We start from the raw sequence: 23382 nt of genomic DNA, 5'->3' as shown, positions 1-23382 counted from the left end.
CGCGTCCAGTCACTTCGGCGTATCGCCGTCCGTGGCGGGATGTCGCCCGCGGACGACCGTCTGTTCGTGGGCGGGGAACACCGACGCGACGGCGTCGGGACCGGCGCGGTCGGCGAGGTGGGCGCGGAGTTCGGCCTCGTAGTCGGCCCGGGGCAGTGCCTCGCTCGGCCCGGCCCGCACCGTCAGGTGGGCATCGACGAGTCGGTCGACGGCGCCCCGGCCGACCCCGGCGAGCGGCGCGAGGTAGTCGACCCCGCGGCGGTCCTCGAGGCTCCGTGCCGTCGACCGATCGACCGTCGGGACGCGGTCGTCGCGGCGAGTGCCGTCGGCGACGGCAGTCACGTCGAGGCCGGCGACGCGTTCGAGGGCGTGTTCGTGGACGCGCTGGATGCCGTTTCGGGGGTAGCCGTCCGCGCGCATCCGGTCGACGGCGTCGTCGGCGACGGCAGGGTCCAGGTCGACGGTGCGGAAGGGGTAGTCGAGGCGGTCGGCCGCCCGGCGGGCGTGCCGCCAGTCGTCGGTGATCCCGAAGGTGCCGGTGACCAGCGTCACGTCGTAGAACCGGTCGAGCGAGAGCGCCGCGAGCGCCGAGTCCTTTCCGCCGCTGAACAGGACGGCGGCGTCCATCGCCTTACCGGCGGCGGATGTCGAAGCTCTTGTCCGGGGTGAGCTCCTTCAGCAGTTTCCGCATCTGGTCCTCGTCGATGCGGTCCTGGATGCGCCCGCTCTGGGCGAGGGCGACGACCTGCTGTTCGACCTTGTCGGCGACCTCCGGTTTCGACATCTGGACGGCGTTGAGCCGCTGGCGCGCGCCGTCGGTGAGGTGCTGTTTCAGGAGCGCCTGTTTCTGGGCTTCGGCCTCCTGCTGGGCGGCCTGCTGGGATTCGGCCCGCTCGCCGTCGGCACCGCCCTGCTGGGCCTGCTCTTTGAGTTCCTGCATCTTCTGCTGGCGGAGTTCCTCGATTCGTTCGTCGTCGGGGTTGCCACTCATGGGTACGAATTCCGGCGAAACAGTGAAAACGATTTCGGAGGGTTAGGCGTACTTCTCGAGTTCCGGCCGGTCGAGGTCATCGAGGACGTCGGCGGCCACCTCGTCGAGGAGGCTCTGTCCCTCGGACGTGGCGACGCGGCCCTCGCCCTGGGCGGTCGAGACCAGGTCCTCGTCCTCGAGTTGCTGGAGGATGGTCCGGATGATCTTCTTGCTGCCGGCCTCGGTGTGCTTGGCGGCGACGCGGTAGCGGGTCGAGCCCTGCTTGCGGTCGCCGTAGGCGGTCGACAGCCGGTCGACGCCGACGGGCCCGTCGACGGCCACCTTCCGCAGGAGGCTCGCGGCGCGGACGGCCCAGAAGTCGTCCTGCTGGGGCGGGAGTTCCTTGCTCGAGCCGGTCTTGGCGTAGTTCACCCACGCGGGCTCCTCGATACGGTCGGCGAGCCGGTCGGCGAGCTCGTCGATGAGCGCGTCCGCCGGCACGTCGTAGAGGGTTACCATTGGCGCAGGCTTCCGGCGGACGGCGTTTAAACCCATCGTATTAGGCCCGCGAACGGAGGCCCACGGCGCCGGTCGCGACCCCGCCGAGCACCGTCGGGGTCCAGTAGACCATCCCCCGGAAGACGACGACGGCCGCCAGCGCGACGGCTTCGGTGACCCCCGCGAGCGGGGCGGCGACCAACAGGACGACGAGGACGCTCTCGATGCCGCCGGCGCCGCCGGGGAGCGGCGTCACGCCCGCGATGGCGCCGATGGGGACGACGAACAGCGCGACCGAGAGGGGGATAGGCGTGCCGACGGCCCGGAAGGCGAGCCAGAGGCCGAGCATCTGACAGAGCCAGCCGAGCGAGGACAGCGCGAGCGCGAGCGCGAGTCCGCGGGGGTTGGCTGCCACGCGCTCGATGGCCCGAAAGAACCCGTTGATCCGACGTTCGACGCCCTCGACCGTCGGCTCGGGGACGCGCGGGACGTGGCTCGCCACCCGGCGGACGAGCGGCGTGAGGACGCCGACGATCCGCGCTTCGAGCCGGTAGCGGCGCTGCCAGCCGAGGTAGACGAGGGTCGGAACGCCGACGGCGAGGACGACTACCGCGACGAGGGCGAGTTCGAGCCGCCGGCTGGTGCCGAGGGTCGCCTCGGTGACGAAGTAGCCGACGCCGATGAGCGCGATGGTGATGGAAGGGACGAAGTTGAGCGTGTCGACGCTCGCGATGGCGGCCAGCCCCGTCTCGTACTCGGTGTCGGCCACCCGCGAGATCAGGAGGGCGGTGATCGGTTCGCCGCCCGCCTGGCCGAAGGGCGTGACGTTGTTGGCGAACATGGCTCCGGTGAACACGAAGAGGGCCCGCGGCACCGACAGCTGGATGCCGAGGACGGAGAGGACGACCCGGAGCGCGAGCCCCCACGCCGCGAGCCAGCCGAGGGTCGCCAGGAGGACCAGGCCGACGAGACGGCGGTCGGCACCCGCGAGTTGCACGAGCAGGTCGTCGACGCCGGCGAGCCAGAAGAGGACGGCGAAGACGGCGATGGCGCCGGCGAACCCGAGGACGGTCGCCCGAGTGCGTCCGCCGGCCATGTCCGTTCGGAGGGGGAGCCGACGCATTAACCCACCGGATCGACGCCGGCGGGCGTCGGGGGTTTTTGACCCGGCACCCCCAACGCCGGCCATGGACGAACGGAGCGCGCTGGCGGCCCTCGCCGACCGCGTCGGCGAGGCGGGCGACGACGCGGCGGTGATCGACGGGCTGGTGTTGACGACGGACATGCTCCACGAGCGGACGGACTTCCCGGCGGGGGTGACCCGATATACGGCCGGCTGGCGGACCATCGGGGCGTCGCTCTCCGACGTGGCCGCGATGGGCGGGGCGGCGACGGCGGCGGTCGCGGCCTACGGCGCCCCCGAGTTCGATCCCGAGGAGGTGGCCGCGTTCGTCGACGGCGCGGCCGACGTCTGCGGGACGGTCGACGCCCGGTACGTCGGCGGCGACCTCGACGACCACGACGAGTTCACCGTCGCCGGGGCGGTCGTGGGGCGGGTCGAGGAGCCGGTCTACCGGAGCGGGGCGGCCCCCGACGATGGCGTCTTCGTGACGGGGACGCTCGGCCGGAGCGCCGCGGCCATCCGCGAGTTCGAGGCCGGAAACGCGGACCGCGGAAACGAGCTCTTCCGGTTCGATCCGCGGGTCGAGGCGGGACGGGCGCTCGCGCCGGTCGCCACCGCCATGATGGACTCTTCGGACGGGCTGGCGCGCTCGCTCCACCAGCTCGCCGCCGCCAGCGGCTGTGGAGTGCACATCACGTGGGACCGGCTCCCGGTCGATCCGAGCGTCGACGCCGTCGCCGCGGACGACGCCGACCGGCGGGAGCTTTCGGCCTTCTTCGGGGAGGATTTCGAACTCGTGTTCACCGCGCCGGCGGCGCGGCTGGACGACGTGCGAGCGGAGCTTCCGGTGCCGGTGACCCGGATCGGACGCGTGACCGACGGGGGCGTCGTCGCCGACGGCGAACCGCTTCCGGATCGGGGGTACACCCACTAACCGAGCAGCTGGATCGGGACCAGGAGGAAACAGAGCGCACCGAGGGCGAAGGTGACGAGTCCGAGGACCTGCCGCTTCCAGCCGAGCGGCGTCTCGTCGGCCGGCTCGGCGGGGCCGTTGTACGCGATGAACGTCGCGAACAGCCCCCAGACGGCCCACAGGCCGACGGACTCGTTGAACCCGAGGCCGCGGACGTAGTAGAGGTACGCGGCCAGCGAGAAGAGGGCGAGGGGCACGAGCGAGGCGACCGTCTCCTGTCGGTGACCGAGCATCGCCCGGACCATGTGTCCGCCGTCGAGTTGACCGACCGGGAGCAGGTTGAGCACGGTGAAGAACATCCCGACCCAGCCGCCGATGATGACGGGATGGACCGTGCGGGTCGGGTCGGCGTAACTCGTCGGCTGTCCGAGTACCGCCGCGATCAGGTCGAGCAGGGGCGGGTTGTTGAACACGATGATCCGTCCGGGGGCGTCGATCACCCGCTGGGGGACGGTCATCGGATCGAGCGAGAGCCCGACTGCCGTCACGACGACGGTGGCGACGAGGCCGGCCAGCGGGCCGCCGACGCCGATGTCGAACAGCGTCTTCCGGTCGGGCATCCGCCCACGCATCCGGATGATCGCTCCGAGCGTCCCGAAGGGGACGACGAAGGGGATGAGGTAGGGCAAGGAGACGTCGACGCCGTGGTACCGACCGACGAGGTAGTGACCGAGTTCGTGGGTCGTCAGGACGCCGAGGACCGCGGCGGTGAAGGGCCACGCCCGCAGGGCGAGCAGGGGGTTGGCCGCGAGGTCGGAGGGGGGAACGTAGTACCAGGCCACGGCGCCGACGAGGAGCGTCGAGACGACCGTGGCGACGAAGAGCACGAGGTTGGTCCACGGGACCCCGTCGATCCGGCCGTCCGCGGGCGTGGCGACGACGACCGTCTCCCAGGGCTCGCGCCCGGCCTCGAGGTCCAGGCGGTAGCCGGCCCGACGGAACGGCTCCTGGAGTTCGTCGGCCAGCGACCCCTTCGGCACCAAGGGCTCGCCGTAGTAACGAACGCTGTCGCCGTCGCGGTCGGTTTCGCGGACGTAAAACACCGCTTCGAGGGGCTCTGACGGCGGCCCGTCGGCTCCGTCCATCGGTGCAGGGTAGTGCGTTCAGCGGTATAAAACCCGTGACAGCGGTCGAACCGGCGGCGAACGGCGGGGTGGCGATGGCGCAGCGGGGACGGGGGAACGACCGATCAGGCGGCCTCGATTCGCCACGTGGTGGCGCTCGTGTACGACCACTTCTCGACGGTGAGGTCGGAGGCGGAGTCACGAAGCTTGACCATCAGGGCGCCGATCTCCTTGGGCGAGAGGTCGACTTCGTCGGCGATGAACTTGCTCTTGAAGTAGTGCTCGCCGTCCTGCGCCTTCGAGAGCAGGTACTGCTTGAGCCGCTCCTCTTTGGAGGCACTGTCGTCGGAGTCGGTGGAGGGGTCTGCGGTTGCGCTCATTTGATTTCGCCTCGACCGTTCGTACAGCCCGGAGGGTGTTATAAAGGGAGGAACGTTCGGAGCAGTTCGGGCGGTTTTACCGATTTATCCGAGTCGGAAAATCATTCAGGACGTTTTACGAAGCCTCGAGACATTTTACCACCTCATCTAATAATTTCTTTCGTTTAATATTGGTGCAAAATTATATCGCCGTTTCGATCGGGTATCTGACGGGTCAGGCCTTCTCGTGGATCCAGAACTCCTCCTCGGCTGTCGACTCCTTCTTGAAGATGGGAACTTCGTCCTTGAGGCGGTTGATGCCGTCCTCGACGGTGTCGAAGGCCTCCTCGCGGTGTCCAGCGAGCACGACGACGAACACGATGTCCTCGCCCTCGCCGATGACGCCGGTCCGGTGGTGCATCAGCACCTCGAACACGCCGTCGCGGGCCTCGAGTTCCGCGCGGATGGTCCGCATCCGGTCTGCGGCGACGCCCTCGTACTTCTCGAACTCCAGGTGCGTGGTCGGGGTGTCGTCCTCGGCATCCTTGACCCGGACGCGTCCGGTGAAGGTGGCGATGGCGCCGGCGCGCTCGGCCTTGGGGGACGCTTTCGCCCGGTCGACGAGGGATTCGAGCGTGATCCGCGGTTCGAGGTCGGCGACGACGTCGAGGACCGGATCGAGGTCGGCGTCGGCGGCCTCGGGGACGGTGTGTCGGACCTCGCCGGCCGCCTCGGCGTCGGCGACGGCGACCGTCGGGAGGCGAGCGTCCGCGAAGCCGACGGTCAGGGCGGCGTCGTAGTCGGGAACCAGCGAGTCGAGGAGGTCCGACAGGGTCTCGCCGTCACCGGCACCGATCCACGAACCGTCGGTCGAGAGGCCGTAGGCCGCGCCGGCGTCGGTGTCGCGGGCGGCGGTCTCGGGGAGGGTCTCCACGGTGGCGACGCGGCCGTCGAGTCGGGGGACGAGTCGGTCGGCCAGGTCCACGGCGCCCGGGCCGACGATGTTGAGCGTCTTCATACGTCGAGAAGCGGACGCGGACCCTTAACTGTGACTCGACGGTGCGAGTCGGGGTCACGCGGACGGTTCACGCACGCTCGGCGGCTTGACAACCCTTAAGCCGGCCTCGTGGTTACCGGACGGATAATGCGAGTCGTGATCTCTATCGGCGGGAGCGTCCTCGCGCCGGACCTCGACGCCGACCGCGTCGCGGGCCACGGGGCGGCGGTCGAGGCGCTCGTCGAGGCGGGCTGCGAAGTCGGCGCGGTCGTCGGGGGTGGCGGCGTCGCCCGCGAGTACATCGGGACGGCGCGCCGACTCGGCGCCAACGAGGTACAGTTGGATCAGTTCGGCATCGACGTGACGCGGATCAACGCCCGCCTGCTGATCGCGGCTCTCGACGGGCTCTCGGCGCCCTCGCCGGCCCACGACTACGAGGAAGCCGGGGAGGCGCTGCGCCGGGGCGACGTGCCCGTCATGGGTGGGGTCATGCCCGGGCAGACCACCGACGCGGTGGCCGCGGCGCTCGCGGAGTACGTCGACGCCGACCTGCTCGTCTACGCCACGAGCGTCGACGGCGTGTTCAACGCCGACCCCGACACCGATCCCGAGGCCGAGCGCCACGGGCGGCTCACGGGGGCGGAACTCGTCGACCTGATCGCCCCCATGAGCCGCGGTGCCGGCGCCTCGGCGCCCGTCGACCTGCTGGCGGCGAAACTCATCGAGCGCTCGAAGATGCGGACGATCGTCCTCGACGGGACCGACCCCGAACGGATCGAGGCGGCCGTCCTCCGGGGGGAACACACCGGGACGGACGTGGTCCCCGAGGGCTGTACCGAGAACCCCGACGGCTGGAGCCGATGAGCGACCACAACGCTTTCTGGGCCGACGACGTCGCCGACGAAATCGAGGCCCGCGATCCCGACGATCCCGTCGTCGTCAAGGGCGGCGTCTCGCCCTCGGGTGTCCCCCACCTCGGCCACTTCAACGAGATCATGCGCGGCTACTTCGTCGCCGCTGTCCTCCGGGAGCGGGGTCACGAGGTACGACAGGTGTTCACCAGCGACGACCGCGACGCCCTGCGGGGCGTCCCCCGACGGCTCGCGGACGCGGACTGGAACCTCGTCGGCCTGGGCGAGGTGGACGCCGGGGCGCTGGGCCGCAACCTCGGCAAACCGTACACGGACATCCCGGACCCCTTCGGCGAGAGCGACTCGTACGGCGCTCACTTCACCGACCTCCTGGCCCGGAGCGCGGAGGCCGTCGGCGTCCCCGTCGAGATGGTGTCGAACACCGCCCTCTACGAGTCCGGCGAGTTCGAGGCCGTCACCCGCGAAGTGCTCGCGAAGGCCGACCGCGCCCGCGAAGTGCTCGCCGCGTACCAGGACGGCGTCGACGAGGACTACGTCCCCTTCATGCCGCAGTGTTCGGAGTGCGGTCGACTCACGCAGGACGTACGCGGCGTCGATCTCGACGCCGGCGAGGTGTCGTACGTCTGTTCGGGGCTGGACGCCGGCGGCGACCACATCGAGGGCTGTGGCCACGAGGGGACGGGCACGCTCCGGGAGGGCAAACTCCCCTGGCGCTTCGAGTGGCCCGCGCAGTGGAAGGTCCTCGACGTCGACTTCGAGCCGTTCGGGAAGGACCACGCCGAGGGCTCGTGGCCGAGCGGCCAGGAGATCGCCCGAAAAATCCTGGAGACCGAGCCGCCGGTCCCCATGACCTACGAGTGGTTCACGCTCGACGGCGAACCGCTCTCCTCCTCGGCTGGCAACGTCGTCACGGTCGAGGAGGTGCTCGCGCTCCTCGAACCCGAGGTCCTCCGCTATTTCTTCGTCCGCAACCCCAAGCGGGCGAAGGACTTCGACACCGAGCGGATCGACCTGCTAGTCGACGAGTTCGACCGGTTCGAACGGGTCTACTTCGACGAGGAGACCGACGAGGACTTGAAGCCGCTCGCGGATCGCGCCTACCCGCTCGTCGTCGACGAGGTCCGCCCGGAGCGGGTGCGCCTGCCGTACACCTTCGCCGCCGTCCTCGGGATGACCGACGACCGCGACCTCCGGGTGCGGATGGCCCGCAACCAAGGCTTCTTCGACGACGATACGCCGGAGTGGGCGATCGAGGAGGCTCTGGACCGGGTCGAGCGGGCACGGACGTGGGCCGAGCGGATGGACAACGCGTACAACTACCGCCTGCAGGCGGACCTGCCGGAGACGGACTTCGACGCCGACGTCGTCGCCGCGCTGGCGGACCTCGCGGACTTCGTGGCCGAGGGTCACGACGGCGAGGCCATCCAGGGGCAGATGTACGAGACGGCCCGCGAACACGGGGTCGAGGTGGGCGACTTCTTCGCCGCGGGCTATCGGCTCTTCTTCGACGACACCGAGGGTCCGCGCCTCGGGGAGTTCCTCGGCGAACTCGACGAGTCGTTCGTGGTGAAACGACTCCGGCGCGAGGCCTAGTCCTGCCAGTCGGGGTCGGTCCGCGGCGGGCTGAAGACGTCGACGCCCTCGAACGGTTCGTCGCCCCGGTTCTCGACGGCGTGAGGTTCGCCGCCGGGGACGACGTAGGTGTCGCCGGCGCCGACGACCCGTTCCTCGCCGTCGACGATGAACACGACCTCCCCGCGGGTGGCGAGGCCGGCCTGTTCGTGTGGGTGGCTGTGCTCGGGCACCGTCGCGCCGACGTCGATGGTGTACCCCTGGAGGCTCATCTCCTCGCCCGACGCCAACTGGGAGAGGTGGACGTCCGCGACCGCTTCGGTCGTCTCCGCGTCGTCGCTGGATCGGATCTCCATACACATCCGGGGAACCCCGGCGGGCTTAAATCTCCGCCCCGGCGTCAGCGACCCTCGATCAGCATCTCGTCGCCCGCGCTCACCCCGTCGGCGACGCCCGCGGGGAGTTCGATCACGGCGTCGGCGGGGGCCCGGCCGAGGCCCGTCCAGGCCGAGAGGCGGGCGACGCGTTCGACCCGTCCGTCGCGGAGCCAGACGGCGTCGATGTCGAAAGGGACGGCGACCATGTGGAGCGTGCGGTCCCCGACGCCGTCGAAGGGAAAGACGAGGGCGTCGCCGGGGAACGAGCGGCGGAACATGAGACCGCGGGCCTTCGCGAGGAGGGAGTCGGCGACGGCGGCGTCGGCGGCGAGAACCCGGTCGTCGCCGTCGGCGGGACGGTGGACGACCCGGGCCACTAGAGCCGTCCGGAGGCGGTGGGGTTCACCCGGTCGGTCCGGGCCGAGCCGGTCGCGGACCCGTCGATCGAGTCGGCGATTCCCGTGAAGGCGGCGACGCCCGCCGCGGCCGCGACGCCGGTGACGAGGACGCCGAGGGCGAGTTCCACGAGCGGCGGGAGTATGGCGGTGAGGGTGGCGACGACGGCCAGCGCGAGTGGGACGGCGACGACGGCGAGGCCGACGGCCGCGATCCGGGCGCGGTTGCCGCCGGCGCGCGTCCAGGTGCGGTCGACCGCGCGCCCGATGGGTTCGCCGTCGGCGGCGACGGCGACGAACACCAGCGGCAGGTGGACGAGTACGACCAGTCCGGGGACGACGAGGGCGGCGAGGCCGATGCCGGCGGCGACGACGCCGACGACGGTCACGACGACGGCCCGGGCGTACGCCGCGAGCATCTCGGCGGGCGTCTCGCCGGCCCCGAGGGCGTCCGTGTCGGCGGCGAACACCCGCGCCAGCGTCGCCAGCAGGACGATGCCCGCGACGGAGGAGAGGACGAGCCCACCGACCGCACCCAGCGTGGTGAGCGGGACGGTGACCGGGAACGTGGTTCCGAGCGTCTCGGCCGCCCCGGAGCGGACGAGCAGCGTATTGAGCGAGAGGTTCCACCCGGCGTCGACGGCGAGGAGCGCGACGACGACGGCAGCGGCCCGGGCACCCACGCCGTCGCGTCCCGTGGACGAGTCCTGGAGGGTCATCGTTCGTTGCTGTGCGGCGACGTCGACCTATATGTTTTTATCCAAATCTGATACGTGTCTGACGCACGTCGCACAGGACGGTTCGTACGCTCGAAATCGCTCCGTTCACGTCTCACACGCGTCTGACAGCATCGATACGTTTTACTGATGTGAAACCCCAGAAGCGGGTATGGATCGACGTGCCTTCCTCGTCGCCCTGACCCCCCTCGCGGCCGGTTGCTTCGGCGGAGAGCCGAGCGGATCGGACGCTACGGCGACCCCGACGGAGACAGCCGAACCGACGGCCACCGAGACGCCCGAACCGACCGCGACGCCGACGGCCACGGCCACGCCGGAGCCGGAGGCGTCCGAGGCGGCGGCGGAGCTGATAAGCACCGCACAGGGACAGCTCGCCGAGGCCATCTACGTCTACACCGACGGCGTCACCGGGGACCTCCTGTCGGTGACCGCCGAGACGGAGTCGTTCAGGGCCCGCGAGGTGCTCCTCCAGCTCGACGGCATCCAGCGGACGCTCGTCGAGGCGGAGGCAGAGGCGACGACCGAGGACCAGCGGGAGACCATCGAGGCCATCGACGCCATGCAGCAGTTCCTCACGCACGCCACCGACGCCCAGTCGTGGCTCATCGAGGGACACGACGCGCTCACCGAGGCGTACTCCCACATGGACGACAGCGACCTGGGCGACGCGGAGGACGACGTCGAGCGGGTGAAGACCGCCGCCGATCAGGTCTCGGAGCCGATCGAGGCCATCGGCACGGGGAGCGAAGGATCGCCGGCGTCGGCCGTCGACGCCATCGACGCGGACGAACACGACGCGAAGGTGGCCCAGTTGACCGACGAATCGGAGGTGCTCACCACCCTCGCCGACGACGCCGAGGACATCCGGAACGGCGTCACCCTGCTGTCCCGGGCACGCGACGAGATCGACGACGACCGGACCGACCGGGCCGCCGACACGGCCGAGCGCGCCTACGACACGTTGAACGACGCCGAGGACCGCCTCGACGACCTTCTCGACGACTTCCCGGAGCGCGCCGGCGCCTTCGAGACCGTCGCCGAGGACCTGCGGTATCTCGCCTCGCGGAACGCGGACGACGCCGACAGCATCTACGAGCAGTACAGCTGAGGCGGCGGTGTCTCAAACGCGTCTTTGAGTCAACGGAGGTTCTTTGTCCCGACGAGCGCAAGCCGAAGGCATGGAGACGGACGACCGCGGCTGTCCGAAATGTGGCCACACCGAGACCGACGTGGGAAAGATCTCCACCACGGGCGGGGGTCTCAGTAAGATGTTCGACATCCAGACCAACTCATTCCGGGTGGTCTCCTGTGCCAACTGCGGCTACTCGGAGCTGTACCGCGACACCGGCTCGGCGGGGAGCGACATCGTCGACGTGTTCCTGGGCTGAATGCCCGGCGGAACCGTCGTCCTCGCCGTCGTCCTCCTCTTCGGCCTGGCGGCGCCGCTGGTCCTGTACTGGCTCGTCCGGGCCGAACACGACGACCGGGAGGTGATGGACCGTGAGGCCGCCGAGCGGGCCGCCCGCCGCGACGTGAACGAGCGCGACCGGCGGTGAGCCACACCACACTCCCCGCTTCGAAGCCGAACATATTCGGGAATCTCCGACGGGATTGCCGCCGGACGGGAACCGGCGAGCCCGACTTGTAGCTATCCCGGTAACGTGTACTCGTATGACGGACAACGTCGGAGCACCCGGAACGAACCTCTCGCGTCGGCAGTTCATGAAGGCGACCGGCACGGCCGGTGTCCTCGGCCTCGCCGGCTGTACGGCACCGATGAACCGCGAGGGAGAGCCCCGGGGAGCGACGGGGACGGCGGCACAGCAAAGCGGCGGGAGCCTGCCGGGCGCGGGCAAGCCACAGGTCGTCGACGTGACCGAGCAGAACAACCAGGTGACGCTCCGGTCGGTCACCTCGCGGCTCCCGGTCCATCCCGGCGACGCGATGGGTGGCCCCGTCGAACTGCCGCGGGTCTGGGCCTGGCAGGCCGACGACCGCGAGCCGAGCGTTCCGGGTCCCATCATCCGGACGACGGAGGGCGAGGACATGGAGGTGACCCTCGACAACACGGACGCGGACATGCCCCACACCGTCCACTTCCACGGCGTCCGCAAGACGTGGGAGAACGACGGCGTCCCGACGACGACGGGGATCACGGTCCAGCCGGGCGAGAAACACACCTACCGGATCCCGGCGAACGTCCCGGGGACCCACCTCTATCACTGCCACTACCAGACCCACCGGCACATCGACATGGGGATGTACGGCATCTTCCGCGTCGATCCGGAGGGGTACGAGCCGGCCGATCAGGAGCTGTTCATGACGGTCAAAGACTGGGACTCCCGGCTCAACCGGCAGATGGCCGGCGAGGACGTGAGCTACAGCCCGCGGAACCGCCAGCCGGACGTGTTCACGATCAACGGGCGGTCGGCACCGCGGACGCTCCACCCCGAGGACGGCTCGCCGGTGCTGGTGAGCGAGGGCGACACCGTCCGCATCCACTACGCCAACAACGGCTACATGAACCACCCGATCCACACGCACAACCACCGGTTCCGGGTGGTCGAGAAGGACGGGTCACGGATTCCGGAGGCCGCCCAGTACGAGGAGGACATCCTCGACCTGGCGCCCGCGGAGCGCAAGACCATCGAGTTCGAGGCCGACGCCGACCCCGGCATCTACCTCATGCACTGCCACAAGGTGAGCCACGCGATGAACGGCAACGCCTACCCCGGCGGGATGGTCGGCGGCATCGTCTACGAGTCGGCGATGGACTCCGACATCTTCGCCCAGTTGATGGAGTACGCGGGCTACGAGGGGTAGACAGGTTCTTGCCCGTGGGCGCCCGACCGGCGCCCATGGAGCGGACGCCGACGGGCACGTCGGTCGGGGTGGACGACCCCTACGCCCACGCCGGACGGTGCGATCACCTGACCTCCGACGGGCGCTGTCGGTTCGCGCTGGAACACGCCGGGCAGGATCCCGCGTTCGCGGCCGAACGACGCGCCGACGGCCACGCCTGCGTCGTCGCCGGCGACGACGGCTGGCGCGACTGTCCCCACTACCGCTCGACGACCGACGGCCGGGAGTGTCGTCGCTGCGGCCTCGGGGAGGTACGGATGGCCCACGACGACGTCCGGCCGCTGCTGGAGGAACACCACCTCTCCTACGGGTCGGCCGAGGCGTCCGGGGACGATCCCGCCCACGAGATCACGGTGGCGCTGTGTCGCTGGTGTCACGCGAAGGTCCACGCCGGGTGGGCGCGGATCGACGACGACGTGAATCCGGACGCCGAGGCACTCGCCGCCCGCGAGGAACGACGGAGCGAGGAGCAAGCCGAGTTCGGCTTCCGGACGGCCGCAGAGCGGGACGACCGGCGGTGAACGACGGGCAGTGAGCCGGTTCCGGTCATCTTTTAGGCGTTACCGGCCTATCCGGTCGTAATGACTCGGATTCTCGTCGTCGACAACCACGGGCAGTTCATGCACCTGGAACGTCGGGCGCTCCGCGACGCGGGCGTGGACACCGAAATCGTCGACAACGACACCCCGCCGGAGGACCTCGACGCGGACGGCCTCGTCCTCTCGGGGGGGCCCGACATGGATCGCATCGGCCGCTGTGCGGAGTATCTCGACATGGACATCCCGGTCCTCGGGATCTGCCTGGGGATGCAGATCATGGCCACGGAGCTCGACGGCGAGGTCGGTGCCGGCGACTACGGCGGCTACGCGGACGTGGACGTCCGGATCGTCGACGACGACGATCCGCTGGTCGGGTCGCTCGCCCCCGAGACGCGCGTGTGGGCGAGCCACGCCGACGAGGTGACCGCCCTCCCGACGGGCTTTACCCACACGGCGGAAAGCGACGTCTGCGAGATCGAGGCGATGAGCGATCCGGACCGGGAGCTGTACGGCGTCCAGTGGCATCCCGAAGTCGCCCACACCGCCGAGGGCGACGAGGTGTTCGCGAACTTCATCGCCCGCTGCGACTGAAGGTGGGGATTTACCACGTCCCGCGTCCACCGAGCGACCGATGACGGCGACCCAGTCCGACCTCGCGGACCTGTCGCGGTATATCTTCACCGCGCCCAGCTGGTACGCCAGCCTCGGGTTCGCGCTCGTGCTCGCCGCGATGGCCGGCATCGCGGCCTTCGACTCGGGGACCACGTCGCCGACGTGGCGGAACCTGCTCATCCTCGGCCGCGACGCCTGGCAGGGCATCTTCTTCATCGGACTGCCGACGGTCATCGCGTCGCTGGGGACGACCGGGGTCGACCGCTTCGTCGGCGGCAAACTCACCCCGAACCGGTCGTCGCTGCTGGCGCTGATCTGCGAGGTCATCCTCGTGGCCATCGTCACCGTCGCGGGCATCGTCTCGCAGGTGACGCCGCTGGGCCAGACGTTCGTCTACGACGCCCTGGTGATCGCGCTGGCCTCCATCTTCGCCTTCCGCCTGCTGGTCGTCATGGCCGTCTCGCAGTCCTCGCTCCTGATCGCCGCGGTGCCCGCGAGCCTCCAGACGGTCGTCTCGGCGGTGTTCCTGTTCGTCTACAGCGGCACCGTCCGGTTTCTGGAACTCGGCGGCCCGCTCGTCGACGCCTACCTGATGCCCTACCTCTCGCGGGCCTCGGAGGCGCCACCGGAGCTGTGGATCATCGACGCCGCTCACTTCCAACTGCTCGCGGTCACCTGCGTGATCTACGCCGGGGCGGTCTACACCTTCATCCGGGTGATCGACCGCCCGTGGCAGCGGAGCCTCGGCGTGTCGGTCCTCGATTTCATCCGCGGGTTCGTCGGCCACGTCGCCGAGGGATCCCGCGAGCTGGAGGACTTCTTCGAGAAACTGGGCGAGGAGGCGGTCGTCCCTGTGACGGTGCTGTCCTTCCAGCGGCCCGACGGCACCCAGAAGGCGCGGTTCGTCCTGCCGATGATCCACCCCGGGCCGATGGGTGAGATCGGTGGCGGCAACTTCCCCGTCCGGGTCGCCGAACACACGGAGGGGCTGGTCTTTCCGCCCCACGCCACCGCCGGCCACGACTTCAACCTCGTGACCGAGCGCGAGGTGGACGCCATCCTCGACGCCATCGACGCCGCGGGCGACCGGATCGCGTACGCCGAGGAGGCGACACGGAGCGTCCGCACGGGGTCGGGCGAGGCGTCGATGCTCGGCCAGGCCTTCGGCGACGACGCCCTCCTGGTGGCCACCTTCGCCCCGGGCTTCGCCGATGACGTGGAGTACGGCGTCGGCCTCGCGACGGCCGCCGAGGCCCGCACCGTCGGCCTCGACGACGTCCTCCTGGTCGACGCGCACAACTCCAACAACGGCCTCCAGGGCGAGGACCTGGGCCACGTCACGCCCGGCAGCGAGCGCGCCTTCGACATGATCACGGCGGCCAGGCAAGCCGGACGGCAACTGAGCGAGGCGCCACGCGGGGCGCTCCACCTCGGCGTCGCCTGGGACCGGACGCCGTGGACCCCGCTCGACGGCATCGGCCCGCTCGGGATCCGGGTGGCGGTCGCCGAAGTCGAGGGGCAACACACGGCCTACGTCCTCGTCGACGGCAACAACATGGTGCCCGGACTGCGGGGACGGGTCGTCGACGCGGTGACCGCCCGCGAACCGATCGACGCCGTGGAGGTGATGACGACCGACACGCACATCGTCAACAGCGTCGAGGCGGACAACCAGGTTGGGTCGGCCATCGATCACGGCGAGTTCGTCGCGCTGATCGAACGGTTGCTCGACGAGGCCGTCGCCGACCTCGAACCGGTGTCGGCGGGGATGGCGACCGAACGGGCTTCGGTGACGGTGTTCGGCAACGACCGCACGGAGACCCTCGCCAGTCACGCCAACGCCCTCGTCTCGATGGGCGGAGCGCTCGCCGCCATCATCATCATCGTCGCGATGGCGGTCAGCGTCCTGATCTTCTTCCTTACAGGCTGAACTCGTGTTCCTCGACGGCGTCGCAGCTCGGACAGCGGTGCCGGTACGCGACGCGGCAACCCGTGGTGGTCACCCGCCACTCGACCTCGGGGTCCTCGTACCCACAGGCCGGGCACGCCGCCCGTGACGCCTCGAAGTGCGCCCGGAGCCGCCCGAACGGGGTCGACCCGGACCGGTTCGTCATTGACATACGTTACCAGTTATCTCAGTGACGTGTTAACTCTTTGGATCGTCCCGAAGACGGTGTTCAGATTAGTTGATTCCATGCGAAGGCGAACGATCTGAGCCACTCGTTTGCAGTTTCTGCTTCGGCGTTGCTAAAACAGTTCGAGAAACTGGTAGTTCTGCATTTTACCTCACGAAAAACACGTTCGACGCTGTTCCGATTTCCGTGGCGTTCATATCTGAAATCGAGGCCGTGGCGACGGCACGCGTCGTTCAGGGGTTTCGCACCGTCGACGAGAAACACCGCGTCGTCAACGTCGTGTTTCTCGCGTAATTCGCGAAAGAACGAGTAAGCGATAACGTTCGTTCTCGTCGGTTCGAGCTTTGTATGGAGTAATTCGTTCGTCTCCGGATCGACCGCGGCGTACAGCCAATACTGCTCGTCGTTGAGTCGGATCACCGTTTCGTCAACCGCAACGTGATCCGGACGTCGACCCTCTTCGGGCTGTAGATCGGCCTTGTGAACCCAGTTATGAACGGTGGATCGTGCGCGTTCAACACCAAATATCTCAAGAATAGAGACAGTATTCGAAAGTGATAGTCCAGCAAGATGGAGCTGAATACTGAGCTTCATCAACAGCCGCGGTGTTGCCTCTCGTTCCACAAAACCTAACTCAATTCGGCCGATACAACCGCTGAGGCTAGCGTTTTCTGACATAGGCACTCAAAAAACGCTACGCCTCACCTTTCAATCCTTATCTGAACACGACCGTCCCGAAGAGGCAAATATCCGGATGGCCTACGGGGGGGCGTGCTCCTGGTGCTCTGTGTGGACCTCGACGACGACCTCGGTCGCAAGACCGGCGTCGAGACGCCGGTGGTCGGCCGTGACGCCGTCAGGGACGCCGCCGTCGACCTCGCCACGACGGACCCCGAGGACTCCGACGTGAACGTCATGTTCCAGGGGCTTCACGTCCTCGACGACCTCCGTCGGGAGGAGAGCGAGGAGGTGGAGGTGGCGGCCGTCACCGGCGTCCAAGGGAGCGAGGTGCGGGCCACCCGCGCGGTCGGCGAGGAGGTCGACCGCGTGCTGGCGGGGCTGTCGACCGGCGAGTCCGTCCGCGCGGTCGTCATCACCGACGGCGCACAGGACGAGTCCGTGCTGCCGGTCATCCGCTCGCGGGTCCCCATCGACAGCGTCCGTCGGGTCGTGGTTCGGCAGGCCCAGAACCTGGAGTCGATGTACTACACGATGAAGCAGGTGCTCGCTGACCCCGAGACGCGGGGGACCCTGCTGGTTCCGCTCGGCATCCTCCTCCTGATCTACCCCTTCGTCACCATCGCCACCTTCTTCGACGTACCGGGCGCGGCCGTCCTCGGCCTCATCTCCGCGCTGCTCGGCCTCTACACGCTGTTCCGTGGCCTCGGCCTCGAATCGACAGTCGACGAGGTCGCCGACCGCGTGCGGAACGTCCTCTACGCCGGCCGGGTGACGATCATCACCTACGTCGTGGCCGCGGCGCTCCTGGTCGTGGGCGGCGCCGAGGGCGTCTCGACGTTGCGGACCGTCGAGACCGGCATCGCCGGGCCGCCCTCGGCGATGACGGTGCTCGCGGCCCTCGTCAACGGCGCGATCCAGTGGTTCGCCGCGGCGGGGATCACCAGCAGCCTCGGGCAGGTCACCGACGAGTACCTCGCCGACCGGTTCAAGTGGCGCTACCTGAACGCGCCCTTCTACGTCGCCGCCATCGCGGTCGTCCTCTATGCGGTCTCGGGGTTCCTGTTGCCCCCAATCGAGGGGATGACGACGCTGACCCTGACCGACCTCGCCATCGCGCTCGTCGTGGGGACGCTGCTCGGCGTCCTCAGCACGCTCACCTTCGCCGTCGCGGAGTCGCGGTATCCGACGGGTGCCGACCCCGCCTAGCGCTCCCGGACGACGACGAACTCCGCGAGGTCCTGGAGGTAGTCGACCGCGTCGACGTCCTCGGTGTCGGCCGCCGACAGCGCCGACAGCGCCCGGTCGGACTGCCGGCGGGCCCGCTCGTTCGCCACCTCCGGCGAGAGGTCGGTCACCTGGACCAGCGACGGCCGGTCCATCTCGGCGTCCTGTCCGGTCGGCTTGCCGAGCGCGTCCGCGTCGGCGGTGGCGTCGAGCACGTCGTCGCGGATCTGGAACGCGACGCCGACCCGCTCGGCGTAGTCGCCCAGCGACTCGACGGTGAAGGCGTCGGCCCCGCCGGCCACGGCCCCGAGTTCCGCCGCCGCCCGGAAGAGGACCCCCGTCTTGCGCCGGGCGAGCGCCATGTACTCCGCTTCGGTCTCCGGGCGGGCGACCAGTTCCGTCGCCTCGCCCTCGCCGAGTTCGACCATCGCTTCGGCGACGATGCGCATGGCCCGCTCGTTCTCCGAAAAGAGCGCGAAGGCCTCGCCGAGCAGGCCGTCGCTGGCGACGATGGCGGGACCGTAGCCGAACGCCTCCCACGCGCTCGGGGTGCCGCGGCGCACCGCCGACCGGTCGATGATGTCGTCGATCACCAGCGAGGCGTTGTGGACGAGTTCGATCCCGACCGCGAACTCGACGGCGTCGGTCGGCGACCCGCCGACCGCCTCGCAGGTCAACACCGTCACCGCCGGCCGGACGCGCTTGCCGCCCGCGAGGGCGACGTGTTCGAGTTCCGCGGCGAGTTCCGTCGGTTCGACCGCTTCGATGAGCGACTCCAAACGGTCGTTCACCAGGCGGACTCGCCGATCCAGATACTCCATCGCCCGGTCGAAGGGGCGGACGCGGCAAGTACGTGACGCTATCGCAGCGTTCGGAACACCCGACGCGGTCCCGTGGCCGGCGTGACGTTCCGACGCTACGATTCGAACCGCTCGATAAGCTCCGGAACGACCTCGAACAGGTCGCCGACGACGCCGTAGTCCGCGATGTCGAAGATGGGGGCGTCGGGGTCGGTGTTGACCGCGATGATCGTCTCCGCGCCCTTCATGCCCGCGACGTGCTGGACCGCCCCGGAGATGCCGAACGCGAGGTACACCGTCGGCGTGACGACCTTCCCGGACTGGCCGACCTGCCGGTTTTTCGGCAGCCAGCCGTTGTCGACGATGGGCCGCGATGCCGCCACCGTCGCGTCGAGCGCGTCGGCCAGCTCTTCGATCAGTTCGAGGTTCTCCTCCTCCTCGATGCCGCGGCCGACCGAGACGATGAACTCGGCCTCGCCGATGTCGACGTCGCCGGCGCCGACCTCCTCGAACCCGCGGACCGTCGAGCGGACCGACGCCTCGTCGACGTCGACGTCGAAGGGTTCGACCGCGGCGTCGCCCGGGTCTTCGGCGGGCGGCCACTCGCCGCCCCGGATCGTCACGGCGACCGGCGTGGTCGTCTCGACGTCCGTCTCCACCTTCGAGCCGTAGGTCTCCCGGGTGACGACGAGGCCGTTGTCGACCGACAGGTCGACCGCGTCGCTGACCAGCGGGACCGACAGCCGCGTCGCCACCGCGGGCGCGTAGTCGAGGCCGTTCACGCTGTTCGGCATGAGGAGGACGCTCGGCTCGACGGCCTCGAACAGCGCCGTCGTCGTCGCCGCGTAGACGTCGTGGTTGAACTCCTCACCCTCGTCGACGACGTGGATGGTGTCGACGCCCGCGCGGTTCACCCGCTCGGCGAAGCCCTCGACGTCGCCGCCGATCACGGCCACGTGCAGGTCGCCGCCCAGGTCGGCCGCCAGGTCGCTCCCGGCCGCGATCAGTTCGTAGCTCACCGGGCGGAGTGAGCCGCGCCGGTGTTCGACGACGGCGAGCACGTCGCCGTCGCTCATTCCGCGCCCACCCCCGCGTCCCGCAGGACCGTCTCGAGGTCGGCCGCCGCCTCCGCCGCGCTCCCCTCGAACAGCGTGACGTCCGACTCGCTCTCGGGTTTCGCCATCCCGGCGAGCGTCAGGTCGCCGTCGAGGACCGACGGATCGAGGCCGAGGTCGGCGAGCGTCCGGACGTCGAGTTCCTTCCGCTGGGCCTGTCTGATCCCCCGCAGACTCGCGTACCGCGGGTCGTTGATCCCCGTCTGGATCGTGAGGACCGCGGGCAGGGGGACGGTGGTGAGTTCCTCGACACCACCCTCGAGTTCCCGTCGCACCGACGCCGTCCCGTCGTCGAGTTCCAACGCGTTGACGACCGCGGCCCACGCGTAGTCGAGGTGTTCCGCGAGGGCGACGCCCGTCGCGCCGAAGCCGTCGTCGGCGGCCTGCACGCCCGACAGGACGAGGTCCGGGTCCTCGTCCTCGGCGACCGCCGCGAGGACGCGGGCGGTGGCGGTCGGAGCGACCAGCCCCGCCTCGGCCAGCGAATCGTCCCAGATCCGGACCGCGCGGTCGACCCCCTTCGCCAGGGCCATGCGGATCGTCTCCTCGCTGCGCTCGGGGCCGACCGTGACGGCGACGACCTCCACGTCCTCGTCGCGGTCCTCCGCGATCCGGACCGCGGCCTCGACGGCGTAGTCGTCCCACTCGTTGAGGTCGTACTCGAGGAACTTCTCCGGGATGGTCAGCCCCTCGATCTCGAAGTCGTCGGCGACTTCGGCGACCTCCTTGACGGTCACGAGAACCTTCATGATCGATCCGTTCCGGGGCGGAGTGTAAACGTTTTCCGAAGTTACGTCTCCGTGTCATCGTCCGGCAGCGAGATGAGGTTCTCGCGGCCGAGTCTGAGCTTCTCGATCCGGCCGTCGTCTGCCATCGTCGAGAGCAGTTGGGAGACCTTGGCGTCCGACCACCCCGTCTCGCGGACGATCCGGGCCTGTTTCATCCGCCCCCCGTTCTCGGTCAGGAGGCGTTCGACGCGCTCCTCGTCGGAGAGCAGGGAGGGATCGACGGCCGTTTCGTCGCCCGCCGACGCCTCCGTGTCGTCGTCCGCGGTGTCGGCGTCGGTATCGGCCTCCGCGGCCACGTCCTCGGCCGGCGCCTCGGTGTCGGCGGCGCTGACCTCGGCGTCGTCGCCGGCCGCGGCCCCGTCGGTCCCGCGGTCGGCCGTCGGGGGCGACGTCCCGTCACGCCGACGGCGGACGTAGACGGCGACGGCGAGACCCAGGCCGACCAGGAGCGCGCCACCGATCAGCGACCACGGCGGCGACTGACCGTTCGGTTCCTCGGGAGCGGTCCGCTGGTAGGAGATGGTCAGCGGTTCCTCGAAGGTGTGGGGCCCCTCGACGACGACCGAGCCGTTGTCGAGGCCGAACCGCGTGTCAGTGACCTGATACTCCGTGGGTGTCTCGACGACCAGTCGCTGCGAGGGTTCGATGGAGGCGAGCCAGGTCCGGTCGCCGGGCATCAACACCGCGTCCTCGATGACGAAGCCGTCCTCGGTGTCGGTGACGAAGTTCGTCCAAGTGAACGAGAGGCTGAGCACGCCGGTGCCGTTGTCGACGGTGGCGTTCCGGGTGGGGTTCCGGATCGACATCTCCCGGTCGGTGGCTCGACTCGCCTCGTCCGCGAGCGTCCGGAAGAAGTCGACGTCGAGGCCGACGCCGGCGTCGCCGGCCTCGAAGGCCCGACCGTAGCGGTCGAACGCCGCCCGATCGGCCTCCGAGGAGAGGTTGTACCGGAGCGAGACGGTCCAGCGGGCGTCGCCCCCGGGGTCGGGGGCGAGGTAGATTTCGGTGACGGTCGGGTTGTCGATGCGGGCATGGGCGGGGCCGGCGAGCGCCGGACGGTCGGCGGGCGACGGCGTGGCGGCACCCGCCTGTCCCGGTGCGGCGGGGGCGTCGGTCCCGTCGACTGCGACCGCGGGGAACGCCCCGGACAGGAGGATCAGGAGGGCGAGGAGGGACGCGGCGATCCGCATTACTTCGTGCGTCTCGATGAGACGGGAAAACGCTTTCCATCGTCAGAGAGGCCCTGTCGGCGAGATAGCGGGCGTCAGACGTGAGACGGAAGGCGGGGTTTTAGTAGCAGGCGACTGTACCGACGGCCGATGAGAGCCCTCCCCGTTCTCGTGGTTGCCCTCCTCCTCTCCGCCGCGGTCGGGGCCGCGGGCGGTCTCGGGGAGACCGCCGCCGTCGAGCGGTCACCCGACCGGACCGGAACCGCACCGCCGGCGCTCGACGATCCGACCGTCGCCCAGACCGACGACAACGGATCGTCCCCCGGGCAAATCAACGTTCTCGACGTCCCGGCCGGATCGGTCGAGCGGTCGGGGGTCGACGAACACTACGTCGACCTCGGGCCCTCGGTCGGCCTCTCGGCCAACGCGACGACCGAGCGCTTCCGGACGCTCGCGATGGTCGAGCGCGTCCAGCGCGCCGAGACGACGGAACTGCGGCGCGAGCGCCTGCGGACGGCGCTTCGCGACCTCGAGACGGCGGTCGACGACCTCGACGACAGACAGACCGCCGCGGTCGAGGCGTACGGGCAAGGCGAGTTGACCGCCCGGGAACTGCTGGTCGTCCTGGTCCGGATCAGCATCGTCGGCGAGGAACTCGGCGAACGACGGGCGCGACTGGAGGCGTTGGTCGCGGACACCCGCGGGTTCGACGTCGACCGCGGTCGACTCGCCTCGATCGGCAATCGCCTCTCGGCGTTCGACGGGCCGGTCCGGGCACACGCTCGGGCGGTCCTCGACGGGGAAGCCGCCCCGCACCGGTTCTACGTCGCGACCGGGTCCGCGAGCGTCGTCGTCTCGACCGTCGTCGACGACGCGTACGTCCGGGAGGCGTACCGCGGCGACCTCCGGAACGGCGCCGGCGACGCCATCGAACTCGAAGTCGCCCTCGACATCGTCGCCGACGGCTATCCCGTGATCTGGAACACGACACGCGAGCAGACGCAGGTGTTCGGCGGCGGCGAGACCTACCCCGTCAGGATCGGCCACAGCCGTGGCGACCTGACGGCCTTCGTCGACAGCGACGCCCGGCTCGTCTACGCCGAACACCAGCGACACCCGCTGGAGGCGGTCGTCGCGGACCGGCGCCTCGAAGCGACCGGCGACGGCGTCAGGCTCGTCGTCAACCACACCTACCCCGGCGGGCCGGTGCAGGTGCAGGCCAGCGATCCGACGACCGGCGACCCCGTGGACGCGACCGTCCGGGTCAAGGCGGGACCGACCCCGCCCGAGCGGATCGGCACGACCGGCAGCGACGGCACGCTCTGGACGCTCTCGCCCAACCGGCAGTACACCGTCACCGTCGAGGCCCGCGGGGAGAACGTCAGCACCGTCGTGGCGCCGGGCGAGCCCCCGCGAGTGGTGCCGCGCGATCGGTCCGGGGACGGCGTCAACGGGACGCCGACGAGTACCGCGACGACGTCCGTCGCGGACCTTCATACCCGATGACGGGGGCAGTCGGC

28 protein-coding genes are annotated in these 23382 nt (G+C 69.7%); 12 read left to right on the top strand and 16 right to left on the bottom strand.

Translation table 11 applies throughout. From position 1 onward, the window contains the following. Positions 1 to 9: 9 nt before the first annotated feature. Genes NO364_RS17685 through NO364_RS17670 form a run of 4 tightly spaced genes read right to left on the bottom strand, consistent with a single transcriptional unit; the run spans position 10 to position 2564 of the window. Positions 10 to 627: a DUF7411 family protein gene (locus NO364_RS17685; protein ID WP_157689637.1), complete on the bottom strand. Its 618-nt coding sequence runs from the start codon at positions 625 to 627 to the stop codon at positions 10 to 12. A gap of 4 nt (positions 628 to 631) precedes the next feature. Beyond that, positions 632 to 991: a DNA-binding protein gene (locus NO364_RS17680; protein WP_157689638.1), complete on the bottom strand. Its 360-nt coding sequence runs from the start codon at positions 989 to 991 to the stop codon at positions 632 to 634. Positions 992 to 1033: 42 nt separating this feature from the next. Then, entirely contained in the window at positions 1034 to 1489 is a 456-nt protein-coding gene (locus tag NO364_RS17675; RefSeq protein WP_157689639.1) for a 30S ribosomal protein S19e, read from the bottom strand. 40 nt (positions 1490 to 1529) lie between these two features. Beyond that, entirely contained in the window at positions 1530 to 2564 is a 1035-nt protein-coding gene (locus tag NO364_RS17670; RefSeq protein ID WP_157691144.1) for a lysylphosphatidylglycerol synthase transmembrane domain-containing protein, read from the bottom strand. A 91-nt stretch (positions 2565 to 2655) separates the two neighbouring features. Here NO364_RS17670 and thiL point away from each other — a divergent pair, with 91 nt between their 5' ends. Next, positions 2656 to 3525, top strand: coding sequence for a thiamine-phosphate kinase (gene thiL / locus NO364_RS17665; RefSeq protein WP_157689640.1), 870 nt, complete (start codon positions 2656 to 2658; stop codon positions 3523 to 3525). Here the strand turns inward: thiL and NO364_RS17660 are convergent. The 3 genes from NO364_RS17660 to NO364_RS17650 all read right to left on the bottom strand — a co-directional run bounded on the left by NO364_RS17660 (position 3522) and on the right by NO364_RS17650 (position 6005). Next, the gene (locus tag NO364_RS17660; RefSeq protein WP_257628165.1) at positions 3522 to 4649 is read right to left on the bottom strand and encodes a site-2 protease family protein; all 1128 of its coding nucleotides are present in this window, start codon (positions 4647 to 4649) and stop codon (positions 3522 to 3524) included. The genes thiL and NO364_RS17660 overlap by 4 nt on opposite strands. A 104-nt stretch (positions 4650 to 4753) precedes the next feature. Next, entirely contained in the window at positions 4754 to 5008 is a 255-nt protein-coding gene (locus NO364_RS17655; RefSeq protein WP_157689642.1) for a DUF7123 family protein, read from the bottom strand. Between the two features lie 214 nt (positions 5009 to 5222). Then, positions 5223 to 6005: a molybdopterin synthase gene (locus NO364_RS17650; RefSeq protein ID WP_157689643.1), complete on the bottom strand. Its 783-nt coding sequence runs from the start codon at positions 6003 to 6005 to the stop codon at positions 5223 to 5225. A 126-nt stretch (positions 6006 to 6131) separates the two neighbouring features. Here NO364_RS17650 and pyrH point away from each other — a divergent pair, with 126 nt between their 5' ends. Together pyrH and lysS are read left to right on the top strand one after the other, a co-directional pair. Beyond that, positions 6132 to 6848 carry a UMP kinase gene (gene pyrH / locus NO364_RS17645; RefSeq protein WP_157689644.1) on the top strand — a complete coding sequence of 239 codons (717 nt, stop codon included), beginning with the start codon at positions 6132 to 6134 and terminating at the stop codon, positions 6846 to 6848. Then, complete coding sequence (gene lysS, locus NO364_RS17640; RefSeq protein WP_157689645.1) at positions 6845 to 8449, top strand: lysine--tRNA ligase; 1605 nt, start codon at positions 6845 to 6847, stop codon at positions 8447 to 8449. The genes pyrH and lysS overlap by 4 nt, the downstream gene beginning before the upstream one ends. Here lysS and NO364_RS17635 read toward each other — a convergent pair. The 3 genes from NO364_RS17635 to NO364_RS17625 are packed head-to-tail and all read right to left on the bottom strand — an operon-like array spanning position 8446 to position 9919. Next, positions 8446 to 8784, bottom strand: a complete 339-nt coding sequence (locus NO364_RS17635; RefSeq protein ID WP_257628164.1) for a cupin domain-containing protein — start codon at positions 8782 to 8784, stop codon at positions 8446 to 8448. The two genes, lysS and NO364_RS17635, sit on opposite strands and share 4 nt — an antisense overlap. A 44-nt stretch (positions 8785 to 8828) precedes the next feature. Beyond that, complete coding sequence (locus NO364_RS17630; protein WP_257628163.1) at positions 8829 to 9182, bottom strand: DUF192 domain-containing protein; 354 nt, start codon at positions 9180 to 9182, stop codon at positions 8829 to 8831. Next, the gene (locus tag NO364_RS17625) at positions 9182 to 9919 is read right to left on the bottom strand and encodes a hypothetical protein (protein WP_257628162.1); all 738 of its coding nucleotides are present in this window, start codon (positions 9917 to 9919) and stop codon (positions 9182 to 9184) included. The genes NO364_RS17630 and NO364_RS17625 overlap by 1 nt, the downstream gene beginning before the upstream one ends. 169 nt (positions 9920 to 10088) lie before the next feature. Here NO364_RS17625 and NO364_RS17620 point away from each other — a divergent pair, with 169 nt between their 5' ends. From NO364_RS17620 to NO364_RS17590, 7 genes are all read left to right on the top strand, one after another. Further along, the gene (locus NO364_RS17620; RefSeq protein ID WP_199243593.1) at positions 10089 to 11045 is read left to right on the top strand and encodes a hypothetical protein; all 957 of its coding nucleotides are present in this window, start codon (positions 10089 to 10091) and stop codon (positions 11043 to 11045) included. Between the two features lie 70 nt (positions 11046 to 11115). Beyond that, the gene (locus NO364_RS17615; RefSeq protein WP_157689649.1) at positions 11116 to 11325 is read left to right on the top strand and encodes a zinc ribbon domain-containing protein; all 210 of its coding nucleotides are present in this window, start codon (positions 11116 to 11118) and stop codon (positions 11323 to 11325) included. After that, positions 11326 to 11493 (top strand): DUF8143 family protein, encoded by a 168-nt coding sequence (locus NO364_RS17610; protein WP_199243594.1) that lies wholly within the window; start codon positions 11326 to 11328, stop codon positions 11491 to 11493. 115 nt (positions 11494 to 11608) lie between these two features. Next, a complete protein-coding gene (locus NO364_RS17605) occupies positions 11609 to 12760 on the top strand; it encodes a multicopper oxidase domain-containing protein (RefSeq protein WP_157689650.1) in 1152 nt (383 codons plus the stop codon). Between the two features lie 35 nt (positions 12761 to 12795). After that, positions 12796 to 13320, top strand: coding sequence for a DUF7097 family protein (locus tag NO364_RS17600; RefSeq protein WP_257628161.1), 525 nt, complete (start codon positions 12796 to 12798; stop codon positions 13318 to 13320). Between the two features lie 60 nt (positions 13321 to 13380). Then, a complete protein-coding gene (locus NO364_RS17595; RefSeq protein ID WP_257628160.1) occupies positions 13381 to 13929 on the top strand; it encodes a GMP synthase subunit A in 549 nt (182 codons plus the stop codon). A gap of 40 nt (positions 13930 to 13969) precedes the next feature. Continuing rightward, positions 13970 to 15880, top strand: coding sequence for a DUF2070 family protein (locus NO364_RS17590; protein ID WP_257628159.1), 1911 nt, complete (start codon positions 13970 to 13972; stop codon positions 15878 to 15880). Here the strand turns inward: NO364_RS17590 and NO364_RS17585 are convergent. Both NO364_RS17585 and NO364_RS17580 read right to left on the bottom strand, forming a co-directional pair. After that, the gene (locus tag NO364_RS17585) at positions 15870 to 16070 is read right to left on the bottom strand and encodes an HVO_0649 family zinc finger protein (protein WP_157689654.1); all 201 of its coding nucleotides are present in this window, start codon (positions 16068 to 16070) and stop codon (positions 15870 to 15872) included. The two genes, NO364_RS17590 and NO364_RS17585, sit on opposite strands and share 11 nt — an antisense overlap. 57 nt (positions 16071 to 16127) lie before the next feature. After that, a complete protein-coding gene (locus NO364_RS17580; protein ID WP_257628158.1) occupies positions 16128 to 16763 on the bottom strand; it encodes an IS6 family transposase in 636 nt (211 codons plus the stop codon). A gap of 93 nt (positions 16764 to 16856) precedes the next feature. On the opposite strand from NO364_RS17580, the gene NO364_RS17575 reads away from it, so the two are divergent. After that, complete coding sequence (locus NO364_RS17575) at positions 16857 to 17972, top strand: DUF373 family protein (protein ID WP_157689655.1); 1116 nt, start codon at positions 16857 to 16859, stop codon at positions 17970 to 17972. Here NO364_RS17575 and NO364_RS17570 read toward each other — a convergent pair. From NO364_RS17570 to NO364_RS17555, 4 genes are all read right to left on the bottom strand, one after another. Then, positions 17969 to 18811 carry a polyprenyl synthetase family protein gene (locus tag NO364_RS17570; protein ID WP_157689656.1) on the bottom strand — a complete coding sequence of 281 codons (843 nt, stop codon included), beginning with the start codon at positions 18809 to 18811 and terminating at the stop codon, positions 17969 to 17971. The genes NO364_RS17575 and NO364_RS17570 overlap by 4 nt on opposite strands. A 95-nt stretch (positions 18812 to 18906) precedes the next feature. After that, positions 18907 to 19866: an electron transfer flavoprotein subunit alpha/FixB family protein gene (locus NO364_RS17565; RefSeq protein WP_257628157.1), complete on the bottom strand. Its 960-nt coding sequence runs from the start codon at positions 19864 to 19866 to the stop codon at positions 18907 to 18909. After that, positions 19863 to 20654, bottom strand: a complete 792-nt coding sequence (locus tag NO364_RS17560; protein ID WP_257628156.1) for an electron transfer flavoprotein subunit beta/FixA family protein — start codon at positions 20652 to 20654, stop codon at positions 19863 to 19865. Before NO364_RS17560 ends, NO364_RS17565 begins: the two co-directional genes overlap by 4 nt. 41 nt (positions 20655 to 20695) lie before the next feature. After that, positions 20696 to 21883: a helix-turn-helix transcriptional regulator gene (locus NO364_RS17555; protein WP_157689659.1), complete on the bottom strand. Its 1188-nt coding sequence runs from the start codon at positions 21881 to 21883 to the stop codon at positions 20696 to 20698. A gap of 129 nt (positions 21884 to 22012) precedes the next feature. On the opposite strand from NO364_RS17555, the gene NO364_RS17550 reads away from it, so the two are divergent. Next, entirely contained in the window at positions 22013 to 23368 is a 1356-nt protein-coding gene (locus NO364_RS17550) for a DUF7096 domain-containing protein (RefSeq protein WP_257628155.1), read from the top strand. Positions 23369 to 23382 lie beyond the last annotated feature (14 nt).

Source organism: Haloplanus salinarum (assembly GCF_024498175.1).
GTDB lineage: Archaea > Halobacteriota > Halobacteria > Halobacteriales > Haloferacaceae > Haloplanus > Haloplanus salinarum.
The sequence above is the reverse complement of the archived record's forward strand: the minus strand, read 5'-3'. Positions and strand labels throughout refer to the sequence as shown.